This window comes from Desulfolutivibrio sp. (assembly GCF_036584575.1).
In the GTDB taxonomy this organism is placed as follows: domain Bacteria; phylum Desulfobacterota; class Desulfovibrionia; order Desulfovibrionales; family Desulfovibrionaceae; genus Desulfolutivibrio.
Window position 1 is genome coordinate 1 of the sequence record NZ_JAZHDB010000095.1, and the last position, 21784, is coordinate 21784.

Here is a 21784-nt window from a genome sequence, read left to right on the forward strand (position 1 = left end):
CGGCGATACACCCCGCGCACCGGAGAGGTCAGCCAGCCGCTGGAGACATATTGCGGGAACCGCCGTCCCGGCCGCGCCCGCCGCCATCCCGGGGACGCCCGTGCCCGGCGGGCGGATCATCGAGGCCATGCTCGGCGACGCCACCAACCTCATTCCGCCCCTGTCCTCGGACTCGGCCTCCCACGAGGTGGCCGATCTCATCTATGTGGCCCCGCTGCGCTACGACAAGGACATCAATCTGGAATGCTTCGCGGCGCAAAGCTACGAGGTGCTCGACGACGGCAAGCTCCTCAAATTCGTCCTCAAGCCGGGAATCCGCTGGTTCGACGGGGTGGAGTTGACGGCGGCGGACGTGGAATTCACCTATAAGCTCATGATCGACCCCAAAACCCCCACGGCCTATGCCGGGGACTTCAAGGCCGTGTCGTCGTTCACCGTCACCGGAAAATACTCATTCGAGGTGCGCTACGACGAGCCCTTCGCCCGGTCCCTGGTCACCTGGGCCAGCGCCATCCTGCCCAGGCACGCCCTGGAAGGCCAAGACCTCATGAACACCGAACAAAGCCGCAACCCCCTGGGGGCCGGTCCCTACAAGCTGTCCGTCTGGGAGCCGGGGCGGCGCATCGTGCTCGACGTCAACCCCGACTATTTCGAAGGACGCGCCTATCTGGATCAGGTCGTGTACCGGATCATTCCCGACCTCTCAACCATGTTTTTGGAGCTCAAGGCCGGCAATCTGGACATGATGGGGCTGACCCCGCAGCAATACCTGCACCAGACCACGGGCCGGGAATGGGATGAGAAGTTTAGAAAATACAAGTATCTGTCCTTTGGATATACCTTTTTGGGCTACAACCTGCAAAACCCGATGTTCGCCGACGTGCGGGTGCGACGCGCCCTGGCCCATGCCATCGACAAGCAGGAGATCGTCAAGGGAGTGCTTTTGGGGCTGGGCATGCCCACCATCGGGCCGTACAAGCCCGGCACCTGGATTTATAACGAATCCATAAAGGACTATGCCTTCGACCCGGCCAAGGCCAAGGCCATGCTGGCCGAGGCCGGATGGACCCCGGGAAAAAACGGCCTGCTCACCAAGGACGGCAAGCCCTTTTCCTTCACCATCCTGACCAACCAGGGCAACGACCAGCGCATAAAAACCGCCACCATCATCCAGCAACGCCTGAAGGAGATCGGGGTCGAGGTGGCCATCCGCACCGTGGAATGGGCGGCGTTCATCAAGGAATTCGTGGATACTGGCCGCTTCGACGCCATCATCATGGGCTGGACCATCCCCCAGGATCCGGACGGGTACGACGTGTGGCATTCCTCCCGGGCTGTGCCCGGCGGGCTCAACTTCGTGGGATTTAAAAACGCCGAGGCCGACGCCCTGCTGGAAAAGGGGCGGCGTACGTTGGACCAGGCCGAACGCAAGAAATACTACGACGCCTTCCAGGAGATCCTGCACCGGGAGCAGCCCTACTGCTTCCTCTACGCCCCCTACGCCCTGCCCATCCTGGCGGCCCGCTTTCAGGGGGTGGAACCGGCCCCGGCGGGAATCGCCTACAATTTCACCAAGTGGTGGGTCCCCAAAAACCTCCAGACCTTCTCGCTCACCCGGGATTAACGCGGCCTGCCGCACGGTTCCCCCATCCCCATGATCCGCATAAACGAAATCATCGACAAGGTGTCGGGCTACATGTCCGAGGCGGATCTCGACCTGATCCGCAAGGCCTACGTGTTCTCGGCCACGGCCCATGCCGGGCAGACCCGGCTGTCCGGGGAGCCCTACCTGTCCCATCCCCTGGAGGCGGCCAACATCCTGGCCGAACTACGCCTGGACGCGGCCACGGTGAGCGCCGGGCTTTTGCACGACACGGTGGAGGACACCAAGGCCACGGTGGACGGCATCGAGGAGGATTTCGGGGAGGAAGTGGCCGACATCGTGGACGGGGTGACCAAGATCAGCCAGATCTCCTTCGAATCCAAGGAGGAGGCCCAGGCCGAGAACATCCGTAAGATGATCCTGGCCATGGCCGAGGACATCCGGGTGGTCCTGGTCAAACTCGCCGACCGGCTGCACAACATGCGCACCCTGGATTATCAAAAGCCCGCCAAGCAGGCCCTGATCGCCCAGGAGACCATGGACATCTACGCCCCCCTGGCCAACCGCCTGGGGCTGCACCGCTTAAAGATCGAGCTGGAGGACTTAAGCTTCAAATACTTAAAGCCCGAGGTCTTCGCCCAGATCCGCGACGGCCTGACCCGTCACCACACCCTGGGCGAGTCCTACATCGAGCGGGTCATCGACCAGATCTCGGAGCTTTTGTCCAAAAACGGCATCCGGGGCCGCATCCAGGGCCGGAAAAAACATATCTTCAGCATATTCAACAAGATGCGCCAGCAAGGCCTGGCCCTGGACCAGGTCCACGACCTCATCGCCTTCCGGGTCATCGTGGACGGCCTCAAGGATTGCTACGCCGTGCTGGGTCTGGTGCATTCCATCTGGAAGCCGGTGCATGGGCGGTTCAAAGACTACATCTCCATGCCCAAGGCCAACATGTACCAAAGCCTGCACACCACGGTCATCGGGCCCGACGGCGAGCGCATCGAGATCCAGATCCGCACCGAGGAGATGAACCGGCTGGCCGAGGAGGGCGTGGCCGCCCACTGGCAGTACAAGGAGCGCGGCAAGGGGCGGTTCAGCCCCAAGGACATCGACCGCTTCACCTGGCTTCGACAGATCATGGACTGGCAGCGCGAACTCAAGGATTCGCGCGAGTTCATGGCCACGCTGCGCATCGACCTCTTCCAGGATGAGGTCTACGTGTTCACCCCCAAGGGCCAGGTCAAGGAGATGCCCGAGGGGGCCACGCCCGTGGATTTCGCCTACATGATCCACACGGCCGTGGGCGACCACTGCGCCGGGGCCAAGATCAACGGACGACTCTCCCCCCTGACCACGGCGCTCAAAAACGGCGACGCTGTGGAGATCATCACCGACGCGAACCGTACCCCCAGCCGCGACTGGCTTAAGTTCGTCAAGACCGCCAAGGCCCGAACTCGCATCAAGCACTGGATCAGGACCGAGGAGCGGGCCCGCAGCATCGCCCTTGGCAAGGAGATGCTGGAAAAGCAGGGCCGCAAGGACGGTGTGAACGTCCAAAAAGCCGTCAAGGACGGCAGTCTGCGGGCCGTGGCCGAGGAGATGTCGCTTGGCGGCGTGGACGAGCTGTTTTCCGCCGTGGGCTATGTGCGGGTCACGGCCAAAAAGATCATCGGCAGGCTCCTGCCCGCCAGACCGGAGATGACCAAGGCCGAGGCCGAGGCCGAAGCCGCGGTCGCGGCTGCCGCCGCCGCCACCCAGGCCAAGACCAAATCGTCCGACGCCATCCGCATCCAGGGCGTGGACAACGTGCTGGTGCGCTACGCCCAGTGCTGCAATCCCCTGCCCGGGGACCACATCGTGGGCTACGTCAGCCGGGGCCGGGGGGTGACCATCCACACCCACGACTGCCCCAATGTGCAAAGTTTCGAGCCCGAACGGCTTCTGCGGGTGACCTGGGAGGGCGAGGAGGAGCGGCCCTATCCGGCCCGCATGCGCATCCTGGCCAAGAACATCAAGGGCGTTTTGGGCAGGATATCCGTGATGCTGGCCGCAGAGGGGGTGAACATCGACTCCGGGGCCATCCACTCAAGCGTGGACGGCACCACGGAGATCCTTTTCACCGTGGAGGTCACGGACACCTCGCACCTGTACCGGACCATCGAACGGGTCAGCACCCTGGACGAGGTCATCGAGGTCAAGCGTCTGGCCATCTCCGGCCCGGCCGTGGAATACGGCAAGGCCGAGTCCGAGGCCCTCCCGGACGGCGCGGGAGAGCCCTGAAACAAGGTCGGCCCCGCCGCTGGCGGCGAAGGCCCTGCGTCGGGCCACGCTTGCGCGTTTTTGCGGCAAAATCGCGCCACGGCGGCGTCAGGCTTCGGCGGTGATCTCCCCGATGGCCGTGTAGAACGCGCTTAAGGCCGTGTCGCGTTCGGCGGCGGTCTGGGCGGAATACAGCTCGGCCTGATAGTCGAACATGGCGTCGTAGTACTGATACTGCGGGGAGGCCGTCACGTCCTCGGGCAGCATCTCCGACAGGGTGTCGGCGAAGGTCTTGAGCGCCGTGGTCTTTTCCGCGTTGGTGTCGGACGAATTGCCGGCGCTGCGCAGGGAAGACTGCAATGTCTGGCAGGCCAGGGTGTACTGGTAGGCCATGTCGGCGATGCTTTCAGCGGCCATGGCGGCGCCTCACAGAGGGTTTTTGCGGGAATCGCCCCCGGACGGATCATCCGGCCGGAAAGATTTTCCCGCATCGGGGAAAATGCAAAGAACCTGCCGGACCGGGCGTGTCGCCCCGGCCGTGGGAAAACATGTTAGGAATCGCGGATCGAGCCGGGGGCGGCGGCAGAATATGCCTGGCGCGGACCAGGGAAAGGAGACAGCCATGACCAGGAAAGGCCGACTTCTCGCAGCGGCGGTGTGGGGATTTTGGATGTGCGCGGCGGCGGTGGGGGCTTTTGCGGCCGGGGCCCAGGAGCAGGCGGCCAAGGATTACGCCGAGGCGGCCAAGGCCATGTCCTCGGGGGATACGGCCGGGGCCTCCAAGGCCCTGTCCCGGATCATCGAATCGGGCCAGACCCCGCCCGCCATCCTGGTCACGGCGTACTTCAGCCGGGGGGCCATCTATCACGCCAAGGGGAACCTGGACGCGGCCCTGTCCGATTACGACCGGGCCATCGCCCTGCGCCCGGACTATGGCGACGTCTACGTCAACCGGGGCAACGCGCGTTACGCCAAGGGGGACAAGACCGGGGCCGTGGCCGACTTCGACAAGGCCGTGGAACTGGCGCCCTTTTCGGCCCTGGCCTCCAACAACCGGGGCTATTTTTATCTGGCCGAGGGCGATCCGATAAAGGCCACGGCGGACTTCGACCGGGCCTTGAACCTTTCCCCCAAATCCCCGGAGATTTTGTGCAATCGGGGCATGGCCAGGCTTCTGCGCGACGACCCCCAGGGGGCGCTTCTGGATTTCCAGGCGGCCATCGACATCAGTCCGCAAAACGCCATGGCCTATCGGGGCCGGGGGCTGGCCTACGACGCGTTGGGGCAAAAAGCGAGGGGGGCGGCGGATCTGGCGAAATCCAAGGAGCTTGATCCAAGGCTGGCCGACCCGACGCCGACGAAGAAGTAGCCCGTTCGCGGAATTCGTTGTGGGGCCGGGCTCGGGGCCTGCGACACGGCGCTTCGGCAGGCCATGCGTCGCTTCGCTCGGGCCTGCCGGACGCGCCGTGCGCAAACCCGTCGCCCGGCCTGTCCGTTTCGGCCTACCGCGGGAGCCCCGGAAGAGGTATGCGGGCAACCTGGGCGTCCTTGGAATGGGGATTCCAAAGGGGGCATTGCCCCCTTTGGCCGCCGGAGGCTTCCCCCCCCAACTCCATGCCACGCCGCAGGGGCGTTACCGCACCACCACGATGGTGCACGGCGCGATCTGCACCAGCCGTCCGGACACGCTGCCCAAAAGCATGTTGTCCAGGGCGTTTTTGCCCCGGCTGCCCACGATGATCTCGTCGACCTTTTCCTGGCGGGCCAGCTTGGCGATGGTTTCGGCCGGGCGTCCGGCCTCGGCCAGGGTGCGCAGCCGGACCCCGGCGGCCTCGGCCTTCTGGGCGGCTTCGGCCAAAAGCTTGTTGGGTTCGCGCATGAGATGCTCCCAGGCGTCGGGGATCTCCTCGCGCTTGTAGGCCAGAAAGGTCAGCCCTTCCACCACGTTGACGCACAACACGTCCGCGCCGTGGCGGGTGGCCTCGAAGATGGCCCGGTCCAGGGCCTTGTCCGCCAGTTCCGATCCGTCCACGGCCACAATGATCTTTTTCATGGAAATATCCTCCGGTTCCGGCTGGGGGGCTCGTCTTTCCGTTCCCGGCCGCATATGGCGGTTTGTCCAGATATTCTGGTTGATGGATGCATGACGGCCGTCCCATGCCGTCGCGCCCCTTCAGCCCTGGGGCTGCCTTCCGTGATGCAGGCCGCCACTATGCCCAGGCCGCTATTTCATCATGCCCTAAAATTTGAAAAAATCAATTCACGTGGCGAGCAATGCCTCCGCCGCAAGAATTCCAGACATCGCCGCCGGGCCTATGCCGTAGCCAGGGTATGTGGTCTGCCCTGCCTGATAAAGACCGTGGATTGCGGTCTTTTGCGGAAACTGGGCCATGGGGCCTGCCGCCGGTGATAATCCATAGACTGATCCATTGTAGAGATGCAATCTGCTTTGAAATTCATAAGGGCTTATGACCCTGGTAACCGCAATGTCCATGTTGTATATACGTGACAACGCAGAAATCGATGATTGAAGCATAGACTCTTTTTTCTTTTCATCCCAGGCATCAAATGGAATATGCTGGTTTATGGGAGGAAACATCTCAATGATACTTCCATTTTCAGGCGCCAGCTCCGGCATCGTCACAGTCGGCACAGAATGCATAAACCAATTTATTTTGTAAGTATTTTCAGGTTCGAAGAATGCAACCTGATCTTTCATCATGGGAAAATAGCAGTTAGAATGGCTACGAGCATCAATCTTGTTGGACAGGCCAAGCTGGATGGCCACGGCTTTATGTGACAATGGAGCTTTCCGAACCATCCTTTTCATGCTAGTGGGCACATCTTCGGAATGGAGGAGGGTGCCGAATGTTAGCATCCCACTGACCGTCGAGATGATAGCATCCACCTCCACAAGGCCCTGGCCGTGAACCTCCATTCCGCAAACGCGGCCATTTCGTACAACAATGCCCTCAACCTTTGAGTTCAAAGAAATTTTTCCGCCATGGGTCAGCAAAGACTGGCTTAGCGCTTCCGGTATTTTCCCCATTCCGCCTTCGGGCAGGTAAAAACCTTCGCTGAACATCGCGATCAATCCCAGGATGGACGCCACGGGCATTTTCTGCGGGGGCATTCCAGTGTACAGGAGTGCCCCGGACATCGCGGAGCGCACGGCGTCATCGCTGATGAGCCTGTCGAGTTCTGACGCAACGGTTCCACGAAGTTTGAGCAGGTGGTGCCCCCCCTCGAAAAGGAAACGTGGAAGGGAAAAGGGATGAAGGAGGAGATGGTCGACAAAAAGGCGGAGAACCGGCTCCCATTTCCCCATCATGTCATCGAGTTCCCGGCGAAGGCGGGTCCCGTCCGTTTCACAGTGGTCCCTTTCGATGGTCACCGCAAGCCCGGCTGCAAAGTCGACAACGGTGCCGTCGGGCAATATCGTCGTCTGGGGAGCGGTTATTCTTCGTAAAGGTAAGAGAGACGGGCGATCAAGGCCTATCTTGCTAAACACGTGATCCATAATTCCGGGGAGACCTAAGTACAGCGCGCCGTCGTTAAAGGTGTATCCCCCGATGTTTGTTGTCGAACAACATCCTCCGATCTTGTCGTTGGCCTCAAAGAGCCGTACCGTAAGCCCCTTGCGGGACAGAAGGCCCCCTGCGGATAACCCTGCTACTCCACTGCCGATAATGCCAACCGTCTTGATCTTATTCAATGGGTATTCCTCCTTCATGTATCCAGCCACTTCACAATCAGGAAATATTTGCGGACCTCCTTCGTATCTTGCCAGGTGAGGTGTTGGGTTGCCTTCTTGAAATAGGATAAGCTATACAAATGTAATGTCGTAAAATGTAACTATCTGTTGGGCAGATGGTTTTTGACAGTGCCTTCGAAAACATGCACACGGCGTTGATTGTTGGAAACGAAAGTCGAAACACGAAAGCAAGATGATGCACATCGTCTAGTTCATGCCGCCATACTTTAGTCGGCCCGCAGCACCACGGCAAAGGCGTTGCACGAGGCAACTGCCGTATCCCCGGGCGAAAGCCCCAGGGTACGCACGCTTTCGGCCGTGACCGCCGAGCACAGGCGCGTGCCGTCCGTAAGGCGCACCAGCACCTCGCCCGTAAGTTCCCCGGCCGTCACGACCTCCACCTGCCCGCAAAAGACGTTTTCGGCGCTGGTCGCGGGGGGCATGGCCCCGGCCGTGACCACCACCCAGGGGGCCTTGATCTCCGCCGTGAGAAAGGTTCCGGGGCGGATGTTCAGGCTGGACAGGCTGGCGTTGGTGATCACCGAGGTCAGGGTATGGCCGCCCAGAGTGATCATTTCCACCACGGACTGCACGTCGCCCTGGCGCACCCGGACCACCTTGCCGTAAAAGGCGTTTCGGGCGCTGGTCTTGCGCTTGGCCTCGGCGGCCAGCACCCGGCGTTCGATGCGCCGCCGGTCCTTTTCGGAGAAGTCCAGATACGAGGCGGTCAGCACCGGGGTGGAATGGCCCAGGATCTTTTGCACCACCAGAAGCGGCGCGCCCTGGCGCATGAGCTCGATGGCCCGGGAACGGCGCAGGGCGCTGGGATTGGCCATGTCTTTTTGCAGGCCGCAGGCCAAGGCCTGCTCGTAAAACTTGCGGCGCACGAATCCCTGGTCCAGGTGCAGCAGGCGGCCACGCCAGGGGACCAGCCCAGGATCGTCCCGGGCGGCGGCCAGTTCCCGGGCCAGGGCCTCGGACAGGCGCACCTCGCGCCGGGCGTCGGCGTTTTGGGCCGCAAAGACCATGACCCCGCGCCCCAGGTCGATATCGCGGAGATCGTCCACGGCCAGCACCTCGCCGAGTCTGGCCCCGGTGTGGCGGATGACCAGGTAGACGAGACGCACCCTGCGGCGCGAGGCCGCCGAATCCGCCCGGCGTGAGGCCCCGGCCCACCGGGTGAAGGACTCGGTCAGCCGTTCCAGGTCCACGGTGTCCAGGTGCTTGACGCCTTCAGGCACGAAAAAAGCCCCTCCCGGGCGGGCCGCTTCCCGGTCGTCGCCGTGGCCCGGGGGCGGATCGACCGACAGGGGGGGGGTGGTATCCATAGGCAACCCTGTATGCCGCAACCGCCCGGAATGCAAGGCGCTTGCCTAGGCGCGTCCCGGGCGGACTTGACAAAAGTCACTAAAAGTATTTTATTCGTGACTAAAAGAGACAGGGAACGTTCAGACCCGGGAGGTGTCCATGTACTTCGCAACCGCCGGTATCGACGTGTCTCCCCTGGTTCCGCCGCTGGTGGCCATGGGCATTTCCTTTTTCACCTCCATGGCCGGGGTGTCCGGGGCCTTTCTGCTTTTGCCCTTCCAGATGTCCTTTTTGGGTTTCACCAACCCGTCGGTCAGCTCCACCAACCAGCTTTTCAACATCGTGGCCATCCCCAGCGGCGTCTACCGCTACCTCCGGGAGGGACGCATGGTCTGGCCCCTGACCTGGGTGGTGATCCTCGGCACCCTGCCCGGGGTGTTTCTGGGGGCCTGGCTGCGGGTGGCGTACCTGCCCGACCCGCGCCAGTTCAAGCTGTTTGCGGCCCTGGTCCTGGGCTATATCGGCCTGCGCATGGTCCGCGACCTGTTGCGGCGCGGTCCGGCCGGGACGTCCAAGGCCGAGGCCGAAAAGCGGTTTCAGGCCCTGGTGCGGGAATACCGCCAAAAGGACGCGCACCAGCGGGATTCCGGGGGAGGCGCGCTCCCGGCCGTGCGGGTTTTGCGTTTCGACGCCTCGCGCATCGCCTATGAGTTTTATGGGGAAACATTCGACGTCTCCACCCCGGGCATCTTCGCCCTGAGCCTCGTGGTGGGCGTCGTGGGCGGGGTGTACGGCATCGGCGGGGGGTCCATCGTCGCGCCGTTTTTCGTGTCCATCTACGGCCTGCCGGTCTACACCGTGGCCGGGGCGGCGCTCATGGGCACCTTTGTCACCTCCGTGGCCGGGGTCACCTTCTACCAGGCCATTGCGCCGTTTTATCCGGGCATGTCCGTGGCCCCGGACTGGCTTTTGGGACTGCTTTTCGGGCTGGGAGGCATGATCGGCATGTATCTGGGGGCGCGCTGCCAGAAGTTCGTTCCGGCAAAGGCCATCAAGTGGATGCTGGCGGTGGTCATCGCCTACACCGCCGGTTCCTATGTCCTGGCGTTTTTTCGCTAGCGCGGCGTTTACAAGAAACATGAACCTATTTTTGTGAATAAGAACCATAAATTCAAGGTGTTGGTGCTTGCCAAACCAGAACTGAAAATGCCGAACGCAACACTGGCGCAACGTCCTGCCGTCCGGGGCGCCGGGGACTTTTGGGCGCGGCCCATGTGCATGTTTTTCGCCGACGCGGTTAAAGAACCGCCCTGGCGCGGCCGAAAAGACATGTAAGGAAAAAGACGGCGCGGCCGGGGAAAATCAAAGACCCGAGGCCCACGCGCGCCGTCTCCGCGCGGGAGGGCGCCATGGGACGGGTCATCACCCCCAATTTTCATCATCGGGAAAAAAAGGTTTGCACCCGCACGGTTTCCCCGGCGCCTGCAGAGCCGCTTTTTTCCGATGCCGAGATCTGGTCCAGGGACTATGCCCAGGCTGACGGCGTGGTCTTCGGCATCTGCGCCCTGGCCGCCATCCTGTCCCGGCATCTTGGCCAGGATGGGGCCTGGCCCCCCCTGCTTCTGGGGCTGCTCGACGCCGCCCGGAGGCACCTGGAGCCTCGCGCCGACCAACTCTCCCAGGCGGCCCGGGATCTGAAGGATCTGCTGGTGAGCGAGAGCCGGGCCGGCAACGCCCAGGATTTTTCCGCCGCGCTTCTCATCACCGATCTCATCGAATATACGCCGCGCTACCAGTTGACATCGGGCCGCTAAGCGCCGGAGGCGGCCGCGCCTGCGGTCAGGCCGCCGCCAAATGTGGCGGCCTTGTTTTATTATGTTTCGGCCCCGGACCATCTCCGGGACAAACCCGGCTGACCCGTCCGGATGGACCGGCCTCGGGTCGCCTCCTGTTCCCGGTTATCCCATCTCCTCCCACACCCGCCGTACGGCCTCGGCCTGGGCGTCAAGGCCGTAGGCCCGGGCGCAGTCGGCCATGTTGCGAAGCGCCTCGGCCCGGGCCGGGCCGTTTTCAAGGATCATGCGCGCGGCGGCCTCCAGGGCCAATACGGTCTGGGCCACGTCGGCGTCCGGGGTGACGAAGGCGTTGCCCCCCCACGGCACGGGCCTAAGCGGCGGCCAGACCGGGGCCGTCGTCGGCGCAATGGGCCGCAGGTAGTCGAGGCCCCCCAGTCCGGCGTACCCCACCACCAGGCAGCCGCAGGCCATGGCCTCAAGCGGCGGCAGGGGGCAGCCCTCGGGAAATCCCACGGCCAGGAAGATGTGGCTTTGGCCGAGGGCCGTGGCCACCTGGGCCTGGGTCATGTCCTGGATCGGGGTGAAGCGGATGGGCAGGCCGGTTTGCGGCCGCCGGGCCTGGACGAGGCGGTGGATCTGGTCGGCCAGGGCCTTGTTTTTGCGCGGCATGTAGGCCACGCACACCTCTCCAGCGGGTTTTTCTCCGGGGGCTTTGAAAAGCGCCAAATCGACGCCCGGCCGCAGGATGGGCGGACGGCGGCCCGTGGCCAGTTCGATGAATTGGGCCACGGGGTCGGAGACGGCCAGAAAGGACACGGGCAGGTTGTTCCAGGAGACATTTGCGGGGAGGCCGTTATGCAGATAGGCCCAGTTCTGGCAGTAGACCAGACAGCGGGACTTGGCCGCAAGCCCCGGGGTCAGGGCGTTGGGCCAGCCTTCGGGAACCAGCCAGATGTCGTCCGGGGACAGGCGCAACTCCTCGAAGGGCACGCGGGGCACCTCCGGGGCCAACTCGGCCGCAACGTCCGGGGTGATTTCCCGGGGGGCCAGGGCCACGGGGTATCCGGCCCGGTGCAGGTGGGCGGCCAGGCGCAGCAGCACGGCCAGTCCTCCGGCGGGTTTGCGCAAGGGGGGCAGAAAGATGTAGGTGCGGGGAATGGCGGTCACGAGGGCTCCAGGTGGCGTCGCCGCCGAGGGGCGGCTTGTCAGAACCGGCCCGAGCCGGTAGGTTTGGGGTCCATGGAAAGAAACGGCGGGCGAAGCACGACGCCTGCCGCAACCAGCAGCACCGGGAGGGCCAGGTGGTCAATGTCAACGCGGCGGCGGACCAGAATGTCCGTATCGGTCCCGAGGACGCCCGCATCTCAAGCCTCGGGGAGTCCCTGGTGGCCTGCCCCAAGACCTGCGGCCGGTTCGTGCCCGACGAACCGTCGGTCATGGCCTATATCACCAAACGCCAGATCGGGGAATACGGCGGCGAACCGGTCTTTTTCGAGGAGGCCGGCCCCCGGGAGCGCATCTTTTTCGACCCGGCCAAGACCAAATGCGCCATCGTCACCGTGGGCGGCATCTGCCCGGGCATCAACGACGTCATCCGGGCCATCGTCATGGAGGCCCACCATAATTACGGCGTGGCCGCGACCCTGGGCATCCGCTACGGATTGCGCGGGTTCATCCCGGCCTGCCGCCACGACGTGCTGGAGCTGACCCCGGACAACGTGGCCGACATCCATGAATTCGGCGGCACCCTGCTCGGCTCCTCGCGCGGTCCCCAGCCCGTGGACGAGATCGTGGACGCCCTGGAGCGCATGAACATCAATTTCCTGGTGCTCCTGGGCGGGGTGGGCGGCATGCGTGCGGCTACGAGCATCGTGGCCGAGATCGCCGCCCGGGGCCTCCCCATCGGGGTGGTGGGCATCCCCAAGACCATCGACAACGACATGCGCTTCGTGGCCCGGACCTTCGGCTTCGTCACGGCCGTGGAGAAGGCCACCGAATCCATCGCCTGCGCCCACACCGAGGCCGTGGGCGCGCCCTACGGCATCGGCCTGCTCAAGCTCATGGGCCGCAGTTCCGGATTCATCGCGGCCACGGCGGCCATGGGCCTCAAACACGTCAATTTCGTGCTCATCCCCGAGGAGCGTTTCGCCCTGCATGGCCCGGGCGGTTTCCTGGAAGCCCTGGGGAACCGACTGGTCCGGCGCGGACACGCCGTGGTGGTGGCCGCCGAGGGCGCGGGGCAGCATCTTTTGCCGCCGACCGGCGAGGTCGACGCCTCGGGGAATCCGGTCCTGGGCGACATCTGCGGCCTGCTTTCGCGCGAGATCAAGGCCTATTGCCAGGGCCGGGGCCTGCCCATCACCCTCAAATACATCGATCCCAGCTACATCATCCGTTCCGTTCCGGCCAACGTGGCCGATGCGGTGTATTGCGGCTTTCTGGGCCAGCACGCGGTGCATGCGGGCATGGCCGGAAAGACCGGCATGCTGGTGAGCTCCATGCACGACCGCTATGTGCATGTGCCCCTGGCCCTGGTCAGCGCCGACCGCCGCCGCATCGACACGGATTCCGAATTCTGGCAGGCCGCGCTCGATTCCACGGGCCAGCCCCGGCTGGCCGTGGCCGACGCCCCGGCCCCGGCCGACAGCAAGGAGTGAGATCATGCCTGATACGTTAAGCCGCACCCTGGCGGCCATCTCGCCGGTGGACGGCACGCTTCGCAAAAAGGCCCTGGCCCATCTGGACAACCTGACCAAGCCCCGGGGCAGCCTGGGACGCCTGGAGGAGACGGCGGCCCGGCTTTTTTGCATCGCCGACGGCCAGGCCCCGGGCGTGGACCCGGCCCGTATCTTCACCTGCGCCGGGGACCACGGGGTGACGGCCGAGGGGATCAGCCCCTTTCCCCAGGCGGTGACCCGGCAGATGGTGGCCAATTTCCTGGCTGGCGGGGCCGGGGTCAACGCCCTGGCCCGCACGGCCGGGGTGGGGCTGACGGTGGTGGATGCAGGCTGCGCGGGCGGCGAATTCGCCCCGCACCCGTCCCTGGTCTCGGCCAAGGTCATGCCCGGCACGGCCAATCTGGCCGTGGGACCGGCCATGAGCGCGGCCCAGTGCCAGCAGGCCGTGGAGACGGGCATCCGCCTGGCCGACGCGGCGGCGGCCGAGGGCGCGCGCTGCCTGGGCATGGGGGAGATGGGCATTGGCAACACCACGCCGTCCACGGCCCTTTTTTGCGCCTACCTGGGGTTTACGCCGCTTGAGATCGCCGGTCCCGGGGCGGGGCTTGACCCGGCCGGGGTGCGCAAAAAGGTCGAGGTGGTGCGCAAAGCCCTGTGGGCCAACGACGCCGCCGTGTCCGGCGGCGATCCGCTGGAGATTCTGGCCGCTCTGGGGGGCTGCGAGATAGCGGTCCTGGCCGGGCTGGTCCTGGGCGCGGCGGCCAACCGGCTGCCCGTGGTGGTGGACGGGTTCATCTCCACGGCGGCCTATGTGGCGGCCTGGAAGATGCACCAGGATGTGGCGGACTATGCCTTTTTCAGCCACGCCTCGGCCGAGCACGGGCATGTGATGATCATGGAGGCCCTGGGGGCGCGGCCGCTTTTGCATCTGGACATGCGGCTGGGGGAGGGTACGGGCGCGGCCATGGCCATATTCGTTCTGCGCTGCGCCGCCGCGATATTCAACGACATGGCGACGTTTGAAAAGGCCGGGGTCAGCACCCACGCCTCATGACGCATCGTGGACGCGCCGCCCGGGCGCTCTTGCGGACCCGGGCCGCAGCATCCCGGGCGTCCACGAGCGCGGGGGGCGCAGGGCGCTCTGCCTGCGGTGGCGAACTGTTGGCCCGGCCTCCAGCGCGCCCGGGGGGCGCAAGGCTCATGTGTCGAGGGAGCAGGAAGAGGTCATGAACCTCTCGGCGTCCGTGATGTAGGATTCCAGGTTTTTTGATTCGCTGTCCGGCATCGGGGCGAATTTCAGCCCGAAATGCCTGCATGCCTCGTTTTTCTGGTCCAGTGCGCGGGTCAAGGTTCCGGACAGGGAATATTTTACCGGTTCCAGTCCCGGCAAGACGAACTGCACAACAACGCCGTCGCCAATGTTGAGCAGGGAGACGCAGTCATGGGCTGTGTCCATGGCGATCTGGCATCCATCCAGGGAGATGTCCAGGATGTAGCATGTGCAGTTTTTATCGGCAAAGGTGATTTCGCCGCCGATGAAAACGCTGACGCGTTTTCCTTTGCGGATGTTGTGCACGGCAATCTTGCTCGGATAATCAACAAGAACGATCCGTTGCGGCGTGAAAACCGCGCCCTGCACCACCGTCTCGAATCCACACACCAAGCCATCGCACGACATATACCTGATGACCAGTTTCTTGCCGTCATAGATATGGTCGCGCACGGTCACGACCGTGGGTAGGCTTAGGACCATGTATTTGTGCGGCGACCAGCCGACAAATCGTGAGGCGAACCGTTCTCCCACCCCCTGGGGCTCGACCACGGCCTTCGATCCCACGGCGATGTTCATCTCCTGGCTTCGAACAATCCGCACGAATAACTCGGACGGCATGGGAACCTCCTTGGGAAAACGCGCAGAGCCGTTGCGTGTTGGGGCAGGCATCCCAGCTTGAGGTGACGGACGAAGCGTCCCTGACGCCGCATGACCCGCCCGGGAGGGGGAGGCGCGCCGCCGTGGCCGGGCGTTTCACAAAAAACGCCCGCCGCCTGGACATCGGACACCGACCTTCTGGCATGGGGACTATAGCGTAATCCCGGCGTTGACCGCACGCGTTTTTTGCTCTAGTCTAAAAAGAGAATGATTTTCAATATTGACTAAGCCCTGGCGATTCCGATTTCGGCCCCCTCATGATGACCATGGCGCGCCGTGCCCTGCCGCCTGCAAAGGCGCCCGAAGCGCCGCCCCGGCCGCACAGCGTCTCTGAGAACAGGCGAACGCCCGCCTCCCGGAGACGGGCATACGCTCACGTCCAACGTCGCGTTTTACGCAGACTGGAAAAAGATGCCATGACGACGCCGCACGATGTTTCTCTGTTGCGCCGCCTCCCTGTCCGGGATGTGCGCGTGGTGCATGAACTGCCTCGCCGCATTCGCCTCAAAGGCGGATTGCTCCGGCATCCCCGGCTCAACGTCGACCACCTTGAGGCCCATCTGGCCTCGCTGCCCGGGGTCGACCGGGTGCGGGCCAACCCCTACGCCGGGTCGCTGGTCGTTCGGCATGACGGCCTGCCCGGGCGCACGGGCGACATCCTGGCCGCCCTGGGGGCGCTTCCCCCGGTGGTGTTCGTCAAGGGACCGGCCAGGCCGCGCGAGATCAGCCGGATGGATATCGGGCTGCACCTGCTTGCGGCGGCCGCCAGTTTTGCCGTGCCGCCCGTGGTGCGGGCGATCCTGGCGGTCCTGGTCGGACTGCCGGTGATCGTGGAGGGGGTCAGAAATCTCCTTTCCCGGGGGTTTACGGCCAAATCCCTGGACGCGGCGAGCGTGGGGCTGTGCCTTGCGGTGCGCAATTATCCGTCCGTGTGCGCCATCGCCCTGATGCGCATCTTCGGCGATTACCTCAAGCAAACCAACGACAAACGCTCCAATGAGCTGCTCCACAGCCTGCTGCGCCTGAAGCAGAAGGCCGTCTGGGTCGAACGGGATGGCGTGGAGATCGAGGTTTTGCCCGGCCAGGCAGCCGTGGGCGACGTGGTCGTCTGTGGGCCGGGGGAGCTGGTCGCCGTCGACGGGGAGGTTCTCTCGGGCGCGGCGTTGGTGGACAAAAGCATGATCACCGGCGAATCCATTCCCGTCAGTCTGGAAAAGGGCGATGAGGTGATTTCCGGTTCAGTGGTGGAGAGCGGGCGCATTCGCATCCGGGCGAAAAAGGTCGGCGTCGGGACGGCCATGGCCAAGGTCAGGCGGTTCCTGGAAAACGCCCTGCAGGACAGATCCCTGCCCGAGATCAGGGGGGACGCCATGGCTGACAGACTCGCCCCGGCGACGCTGGCCCTTGGCGCTGCCGCCTATGCGCTCACCCGCGACCTGTCCCGAACCGCCTCGGTGGCGTCCATCGACTATGTCTGCTCGGTGAAGTTTCCTGCCCGGTTGTCCGTGCGGAGCAGCATGTATGCTGCGGCCAAAAGCGGGGTGTTGCTCAAGGGCGGACGCGCCCTGGACGCCCTGGCCCGGGTGGACGCGGTGGTCTTCGACAAGACCGGCACGCTGACCACCAGGGATCTGCGGATCACGGACGTCATTGCGCTGCGGGGCTGGACGCGGGAGGCGCTCTTGACCCTGGCCGCGCGCCTGGAGCAGCACTACGACCATCCGGTGGCGCGAACCATCCTGGCCGAGGCCCTGCGCTGCGATCTGCCGCTGGCCCCGGTGGGCGAGGTCGATTTCCATGTGTCGCACGGGGTGTGCGCCATGGTGGACGGACAGGAATGCCGGATCGGGAATCGGCGTTTCCTGTCCGAGCTCACGGGGACGGAAACCGACCACGTCGAGGGCCTGGCCGATATGCTGCGCAGGCAGGGGAAAATGGCCCTCTACGTCGCGCAGGGCGACGTGGTGCAAGGGCTCATCGGCCTGCGAGACGAGGTCCGGCCCCATGCCCAGGAGGCCCTGCGCGGGCTGCGGGAGCTTGGCGTGAAGAAGGTGGTGGTGCTCACCGGCGACCACCGCAGGACGGCGGAACGCCTCGGGGCGCAGCTTGAGGGCGTGGACGCCATCCACTGGGAGTTGACGCCCGAGGGCAAGGCCTGCGTGGTCAACGAACTGAAGTCCCAGGGATACTGCGTCGCGGTGGTCGGCGACGGGGTCAACGACGCCCCGGCCCTGGTCAGCGCGGACTTGGGCGTCTGCATGCCCCATGGGGGCGACCTGGCCCAGGCCTCGGCCCAGGCGGTCATCTTGAGCGACGACCTGCGATCCCTGTGTACGGCCAGGCGCATCGCCATGCGGCAGGCTGAGATTCTTCGGCTTTGTCTCCACGAGGGGGCGGCGGTCAATACGGGGCTTTTGGGGCTCGCCGCGTTCGGGGTGCTTTCGCCGCTGGCGGCGGCCGTGCTGCACAACATGAATACGTTTTGCCTGATGGGCTATGCCATGGCCAAGGCGGGCGCCCCCTGCGGGGGCGATATCGGGAGAGGGGAAAGGCCACCTGAGCCGGACCAGACAGCGTCGGTGGAGTAGAAGGGGAACCTTGAACGTGGTGTGAACCTCCACGATTCGGCCCAGGTGAGATTAGTTTGAGGAAGGTGTCGTGAGACGATGTTCGTCGTGGCAGTGGGAGACTAGAAGAGGCGGTCAGAAATGAAAAGGCCCTCGGGGAGGGCCTGGAGGAGGGTCAGTTCGTCCATCCTAATTCTTGTAAGCGTTCTAAGGCTAAAAGCACATGCGGCTGTTTGAACATTCGACTTTTCCGATCTGTCCAATTGCTTATTTTTTCTAACACACTGTTTAAATCATATTGTTCTTTGGTAAGCTCTTGAACCATAACCCAGTGAACCGTTCCTAACAACTCCATCCCATAGGGAGATTCAAATCCTTCTACTAGAGTAATAACAGAATTCAGATGAGTGGTCGTTTGGTTAGAGTTCCTAAGATATTTTTTGGCTTCGTGAGCAGCGTTTGGAAGAAGACGGATCATCGTTAAAGGTCTGTTTGGCCCATCTCCCCAGCCTGATATATAATGTCCGTCAATGGCGCTCATTACATGACGTAAATTGTCGGCATAAGGACCGTAATGCCACTTCTGAAACTTAAGGCGCAATGGTTCTCCTGCAATTTGTAGAAAATAACAAAGCTTCTGTATCTCAATGACAGTTAAAATAGGGTCAAACAGAATTGAGGCATATTCGTTTATTAAGCATAGCAAGGCTGCTTTTCCTGAAGTCATATCTGGTTTGACAGTTCTATTAGGCATCGTTTCGGATGGTGGAGCCCCTTTGGGTTCGTATAGGCACACTTCCACTTTTGGAAGATCGAAAAATGCAGTCTCAATTCGTGCTTTAACGTCAGACCAAGACAATCCGCCCAGGCCGCAACCCAGGGGGGGGATGGCGATGGACGTAATTCCTAGTCGCCTAACATCTTGGACGAGAGCATTGAGTCCTGCTTCAATATCCTCCAAACGACTATGGCCTTTCCAATGGCGTTTAGTTGGAAAATTAACAATATAGCGCGGTCCATGAAGTGCTTGTAACGGAGTTATGAACATGGAACCAGGGCGCACCTGGCCTTCTTTGCATGCCGCTTCGTATGCCTTGAAATTTTTGGGGAATGCTTTCTTGAATTGAAGGGCAATTCCCTTCCCCATGACACCGACAGCGTTAACGGTGTTCACGAGCGCCTCGGCGTGGGATTCCAAGAGGTTACCCTGAACGATTCTTATCATCGTTCGCCCTCCTAAAAGTACCAATCTGGTTTAAGGATAACCTGTAATGGCTGTGGGTAGCCGGAAATTAGATTATTAACATAAGTCATGTTTGCAGCACTGTAAACAGCTAAACCTCGGAGTAAACTCAAGGGGATAAAGTCATGAACTAAGAATTCAGCCATTCGTCGTTCCATACGCTCTGTATCATTAGGTGTATTGTTCCACATTTGTTCTCTCATGAGCGGCCAGTCAATAAAATTTGAGTTAAATTCTGCGAGTGATGTGCTGAACTGAGCATGAGCTAAAACTGCATTTCTGTCTGTGAAGCAGTATGATAGCGCTGACGAAAAGATATCATCGCTGTCAAACGCAAAGTATATAACATCAGTTTGTTTGTATGTACAATTTGGCACATTTCCACGGTGTATTGAGTAAAGCATTGGTGACCGTGGGGCGAAATAAAATGGCACATAGTCTGCCACTACGCCACAGGATGCAACTGGAACTTTGCGGAGAGTGCGTCTGGTTTTGATCCTGTCATGTCCTATGTTGACAAATGAACGGGCTGCCATGCGTGAGTCGCATACTATCCCTCCTGTTTGGAGTATTGCAAGGAGGTTATGCAGAGCTGTAAAGTGAAAAATTGTTGCCACTTCAGATCCTAACTGCTTTGCACCAATGTTTTAGTCACTCATCAAAGCTCATCACAATCGTCTGGAAACTTCTGTGCTTCGGTGTGTTGGCCGGAGCCACAGTCTATAGGGATATCTGGGCAGAGAAAATAGCCTGTTTCGCCCCTAGAAACAATGTGTTTTGTTTCACCTGATTCATTCTTTGTCATTCCCAAAGTAGGGAGAGAGCGGGGAGAGGAACACTTAAAAGAAAAAGAGTTCAAAGGCATAAAGCCTGGGAACCCTTGTTTTTCCTGGAGCCAGCGACGATCATCGAAATCCTGTCCTGCTGATGACGAATCAGCAACCCGCCCTTCGCGGCCTCCTTCGGCTCCATCGCCTCCGCCCTGACACAGGAGGTGAGCGGGGCGCATCACCCCCCGGCGTACAGTTCGTCCAAAATCTCTTTCCCGCCCCGGGCCAGGACCGTGGCCGCCACCCGGCGTCCCAGGGCCTCGGCCTCGTTCCGGGGGCCGCTGGCCGTCTCGCGCACCACACGCTCCCCGGCCACGTCCGAAACCATGCCCGTAAGCGTTACGGCGTCGCCGTCGATGACCGCCCAGGCCGAGATCGGCACTTGGCAGCCGCCGTCTAAGCCGCACAAAAACCCGCGTTCGGCGAAAACCGCGTCGCGGGTGTCCGGATGGTCGAGAAAAGCCACCAGCCCGGCGGTTTCCGCATCGCCTGCGCGGTATTCGATGCCAAGCGCCCCCTGCCCGGCGGCGGGCAGAAAATCCGGCGGCGTCAGGGGGATGCGGCCCGGCGCGGAAAGCCCCAGCCGGTTCAGGCCCGCCCCGGCCACGATGATGGCCGCGAAGTCCCCGCTTATGAGCTTGCCCACCCGGGTGTCCAGGTTGCCGCGCAGGTCCGCGATGTCCAGATCCCGGCGGCGCATGAGCAATTGCGACTTGCGGCGCAGGCTGCTGGTGCCCACCCGGGCGCCGGGGGCCAGGGCGGCAAGCGACGCCTCGCCCCGGGTCAAAAGCACGTCGTGCAGCTCCTCGCGCTCGGGCACCACGCCCAGCACCAGCCCTCCGGGCTGGTCAGCGGGCACGTCCTTCATGCTGTGCACGGCCACGTCGGCCCGGCCGTCCAGCAGGGCCTCTTCGATTTCCTTCACGAACAGGCCCTTACCGCCGACCTTGGCCAGGGGCACGTCCAGGATCTTGTCGCCCTTGGTCTTGATCTTCAAAAGCTCGGTTTCCAGGCCCGGATGGGCGGCGCGAAGCCGGTCGGCCACGTGATTGGCCTGCCACAGGGCCAGCTTGCTGCCCCGGGTGGCGATGACGATGCGTTTTTTCATGCCGTGAAATCCGGTTGCGGTCTCGGGTTATGGCTGCGCCGTCGCTTTCCGCGCAAACGGACGCCACGGCGGGCGCGATGATTTTGGTGCACGTCCCGGGCTCTTCGACGCGTCGCGCCCTAGCCGCAGGTGGAGCAGTTGCCGCCGGAGCATCCGGCGCAGCCTCCCGAGGAGGACTGGGGGGCGGCGGCGGTGAAACCCGTATCGCTGGAGCCCCGGCCGATGCGGCAGCAGGACAGAAGCTTCTCGGTCTTTTGGGCCTTGCATTTGGGGCAGGCCGGGGCCGGTGCGTCGGCGGACACGATGTCCTCGAACTGGGCCCCGCAGGCCCGGCAGACGTATTCATAGATGGGCATGGCGAAAACCTCCGTTTTTCCGTGAAAGAGGGGCGCGGGCCAGGGGGGCGTGTCCGGCTATCCCTCGTCGAGATAGGGGCGCAGCTCCATGACCGCTTCGAAAAGATAGTAATCAACCAGCCGACAGAGAAGATGCCCGGTGGCGATATGGATTTCCTGGATGAGCGCGGTGGTGGCGTGGGGCACGAGCAGGGCGAAGTCGCTTAAGGGGACGATCTCCCCGTTTTGGCCGGCCAGGCCCACGGTGATCATGCCCTTGTCCCGGGCGGCGCGCATGGCCTCCAGGATGTTTGGGCTGTTGCCCGAGGTGGAGATGCCGACAAGCACGTCGCCGCGCGCCCCCAGGGCC

At 62.8% G+C, this 21784-nt stretch carries 19 protein-coding genes; 8 read left to right on the forward strand and 11 right to left on the reverse strand.

The window, feature by feature from the left end; translation table 11 throughout:
• Nucleotides 1-49: 49 nt before the first annotated feature.
• Nucleotides 50-1624: a peptide-binding protein gene (locus tag V3572_RS07515; protein WP_332110381.1), complete on the forward strand. Its 1575-nt coding sequence runs from the start codon at nt 50-52 to the stop codon at nt 1622-1624.
• Between the two features lie 30 nt (nt 1625-1654).
• A complete protein-coding gene (locus tag V3572_RS07520; protein ID WP_332110363.1) occupies nt 1655-3886 on the forward strand; it encodes a RelA/SpoT family protein in 2232 nt (743 codons plus the stop codon).
• 87 nt (nt 3887-3973) lie between these two features.
• Here V3572_RS07520 and V3572_RS07525 read toward each other — a convergent pair whose 3' ends face one another.
• Nucleotides 3974-4282 carry a hypothetical protein gene (locus V3572_RS07525; protein ID WP_332110364.1) on the reverse strand — a complete coding sequence of 103 codons (309 nt, stop codon included), beginning with the start codon at nt 4280-4282 and terminating at the stop codon, nt 3974-3976.
• Nucleotides 4283-4487: 205 nt separating this feature from the next.
• Between V3572_RS07525 and V3572_RS07530 the strand changes: the two genes are divergently transcribed.
• The gene (locus V3572_RS07530) at nt 4488-5234 is read left to right on the forward strand and encodes a tetratricopeptide repeat protein (RefSeq protein ID WP_332110365.1); all 747 of its coding nucleotides are present in this window, start codon (nt 4488-4490) and stop codon (nt 5232-5234) included.
• 264 nt (nt 5235-5498) lie between these two features.
• On the opposite strand, the gene V3572_RS07535 is transcribed toward V3572_RS07530, so the two are convergent.
• The 3 genes from V3572_RS07535 to V3572_RS07545 all read right to left on the reverse strand — a co-directional run bounded on the left by V3572_RS07535 (nt 5499) and on the right by V3572_RS07545 (nt 8947).
• Nucleotides 5499-5918 (reverse strand): universal stress protein, encoded by a 420-nt coding sequence (locus tag V3572_RS07535; RefSeq protein ID WP_332110366.1) that lies wholly within the window; start codon nt 5916-5918, stop codon nt 5499-5501.
• 207 nt (nt 5919-6125) lie between these two features.
• Entirely contained in the window at nt 6126-7580 is a 1455-nt protein-coding gene (locus tag V3572_RS07540) for a phytoene desaturase family protein (RefSeq protein WP_332110367.1), read from the reverse strand.
• 266 nt (nt 7581-7846) lie between these two features.
• A complete protein-coding gene (locus V3572_RS07545) occupies nt 7847-8947 on the reverse strand; it encodes a TOBE domain-containing protein (protein ID WP_332110368.1) in 1101 nt (366 codons plus the stop codon).
• 139 nt (nt 8948-9086) lie between these two features.
• Between V3572_RS07545 and V3572_RS07550 the strand changes: the two genes are divergently transcribed.
• Together V3572_RS07550 and V3572_RS07555 are read left to right on the forward strand one after the other, a co-directional pair.
• Nucleotides 9087-10046 carry a sulfite exporter TauE/SafE family protein gene (locus V3572_RS07550; protein WP_332110369.1) on the forward strand — a complete coding sequence of 320 codons (960 nt, stop codon included), beginning with the start codon at nt 9087-9089 and terminating at the stop codon, nt 10044-10046.
• A 290-nt stretch (nt 10047-10336) separates the two neighbouring features.
• The gene (locus tag V3572_RS07555) at nt 10337-10741 is read left to right on the forward strand and encodes a hypothetical protein (RefSeq protein ID WP_332110370.1); all 405 of its coding nucleotides are present in this window, start codon (nt 10337-10339) and stop codon (nt 10739-10741) included.
• A gap of 144 nt (nt 10742-10885) precedes the next feature.
• On the opposite strand, the gene V3572_RS07560 is transcribed toward V3572_RS07555, so the two are convergent.
• On the reverse strand, nt 10886-11890 hold the full coding sequence (locus V3572_RS07560; protein WP_332110371.1) for a glycosyltransferase family 1 protein: 1005 nt from the start codon (nt 11888-11890) through the stop codon (nt 10886-10888).
• A gap of 134 nt (nt 11891-12024) precedes the next feature.
• Between V3572_RS07560 and V3572_RS07565 the strand changes: the two genes are divergently transcribed.
• Nucleotides 12025-13380: an ATP-dependent 6-phosphofructokinase gene (locus tag V3572_RS07565; RefSeq protein ID WP_332110372.1), complete on the forward strand. Its 1356-nt coding sequence runs from the start codon at nt 12025-12027 to the stop codon at nt 13378-13380.
• Nucleotides 13381-13384: 4 nt separating this feature from the next.
• Nucleotides 13385-14455 (forward strand): nicotinate-nucleotide--dimethylbenzimidazole phosphoribosyltransferase, encoded by a 1071-nt coding sequence (cobT, locus tag V3572_RS07570; RefSeq protein WP_332110374.1) that lies wholly within the window; start codon nt 13385-13387, stop codon nt 14453-14455.
• A 144-nt stretch (nt 14456-14599) separates the two neighbouring features.
• Here cobT and V3572_RS07575 read toward each other — a convergent pair whose 3' ends face one another.
• The gene (locus V3572_RS07575) at nt 14600-15292 is read right to left on the reverse strand and encodes a flagellar brake protein (RefSeq protein ID WP_332110375.1); all 693 of its coding nucleotides are present in this window, start codon (nt 15290-15292) and stop codon (nt 14600-14602) included.
• Nucleotides 15293-15747: 455 nt separating this feature from the next.
• Here V3572_RS07575 and V3572_RS07580 point away from each other — a divergent pair, with 455 nt between their 5' ends.
• Entirely contained in the window at nt 15748-17919 is a 2172-nt protein-coding gene (locus tag V3572_RS07580; RefSeq protein WP_332110376.1) for a heavy metal translocating P-type ATPase, read from the forward strand.
• Nucleotides 17920-18073: 154 nt separating this feature from the next.
• Here V3572_RS07580 and darG read toward each other — a convergent pair whose 3' ends face one another.
• The 5 genes from darG to V3572_RS07600 all read right to left on the reverse strand — a co-directional run.
• Complete coding sequence (gene darG, locus V3572_RS07585) at nt 18074-19123, reverse strand: type II toxin-antitoxin system antitoxin DNA ADP-ribosyl glycohydrolase DarG (RefSeq protein WP_332110377.1); 1050 nt, start codon at nt 19121-19123, stop codon at nt 18074-18076.
• Between the two features lie 11 nt (nt 19124-19134).
• Nucleotides 19135-19758, reverse strand: coding sequence for a type II toxin-antitoxin system toxin DNA ADP-ribosyl transferase DarT (gene darT, locus V3572_RS17805; protein WP_442877368.1), 624 nt, complete (start codon nt 19756-19758; stop codon nt 19135-19137).
• A 391-nt stretch (nt 19759-20149) separates the two neighbouring features.
• Nucleotides 20150-21079, reverse strand: a complete 930-nt coding sequence (gene hemC / locus V3572_RS07590; protein WP_332110378.1) for a hydroxymethylbilane synthase — start codon at nt 21077-21079, stop codon at nt 20150-20152.
• A gap of 119 nt (nt 21080-21198) precedes the next feature.
• Complete coding sequence (locus V3572_RS07595) at nt 21199-21435, reverse strand: FmdB family zinc ribbon protein (protein ID WP_332110379.1); 237 nt, start codon at nt 21433-21435, stop codon at nt 21199-21201.
• A 57-nt stretch (nt 21436-21492) separates the two neighbouring features.
• Nucleotides 21493-21784: SIS domain-containing protein (locus V3572_RS07600; RefSeq protein ID WP_332110380.1), on the reverse strand; the 292-nt coding region annotated here is incomplete at its 5' end.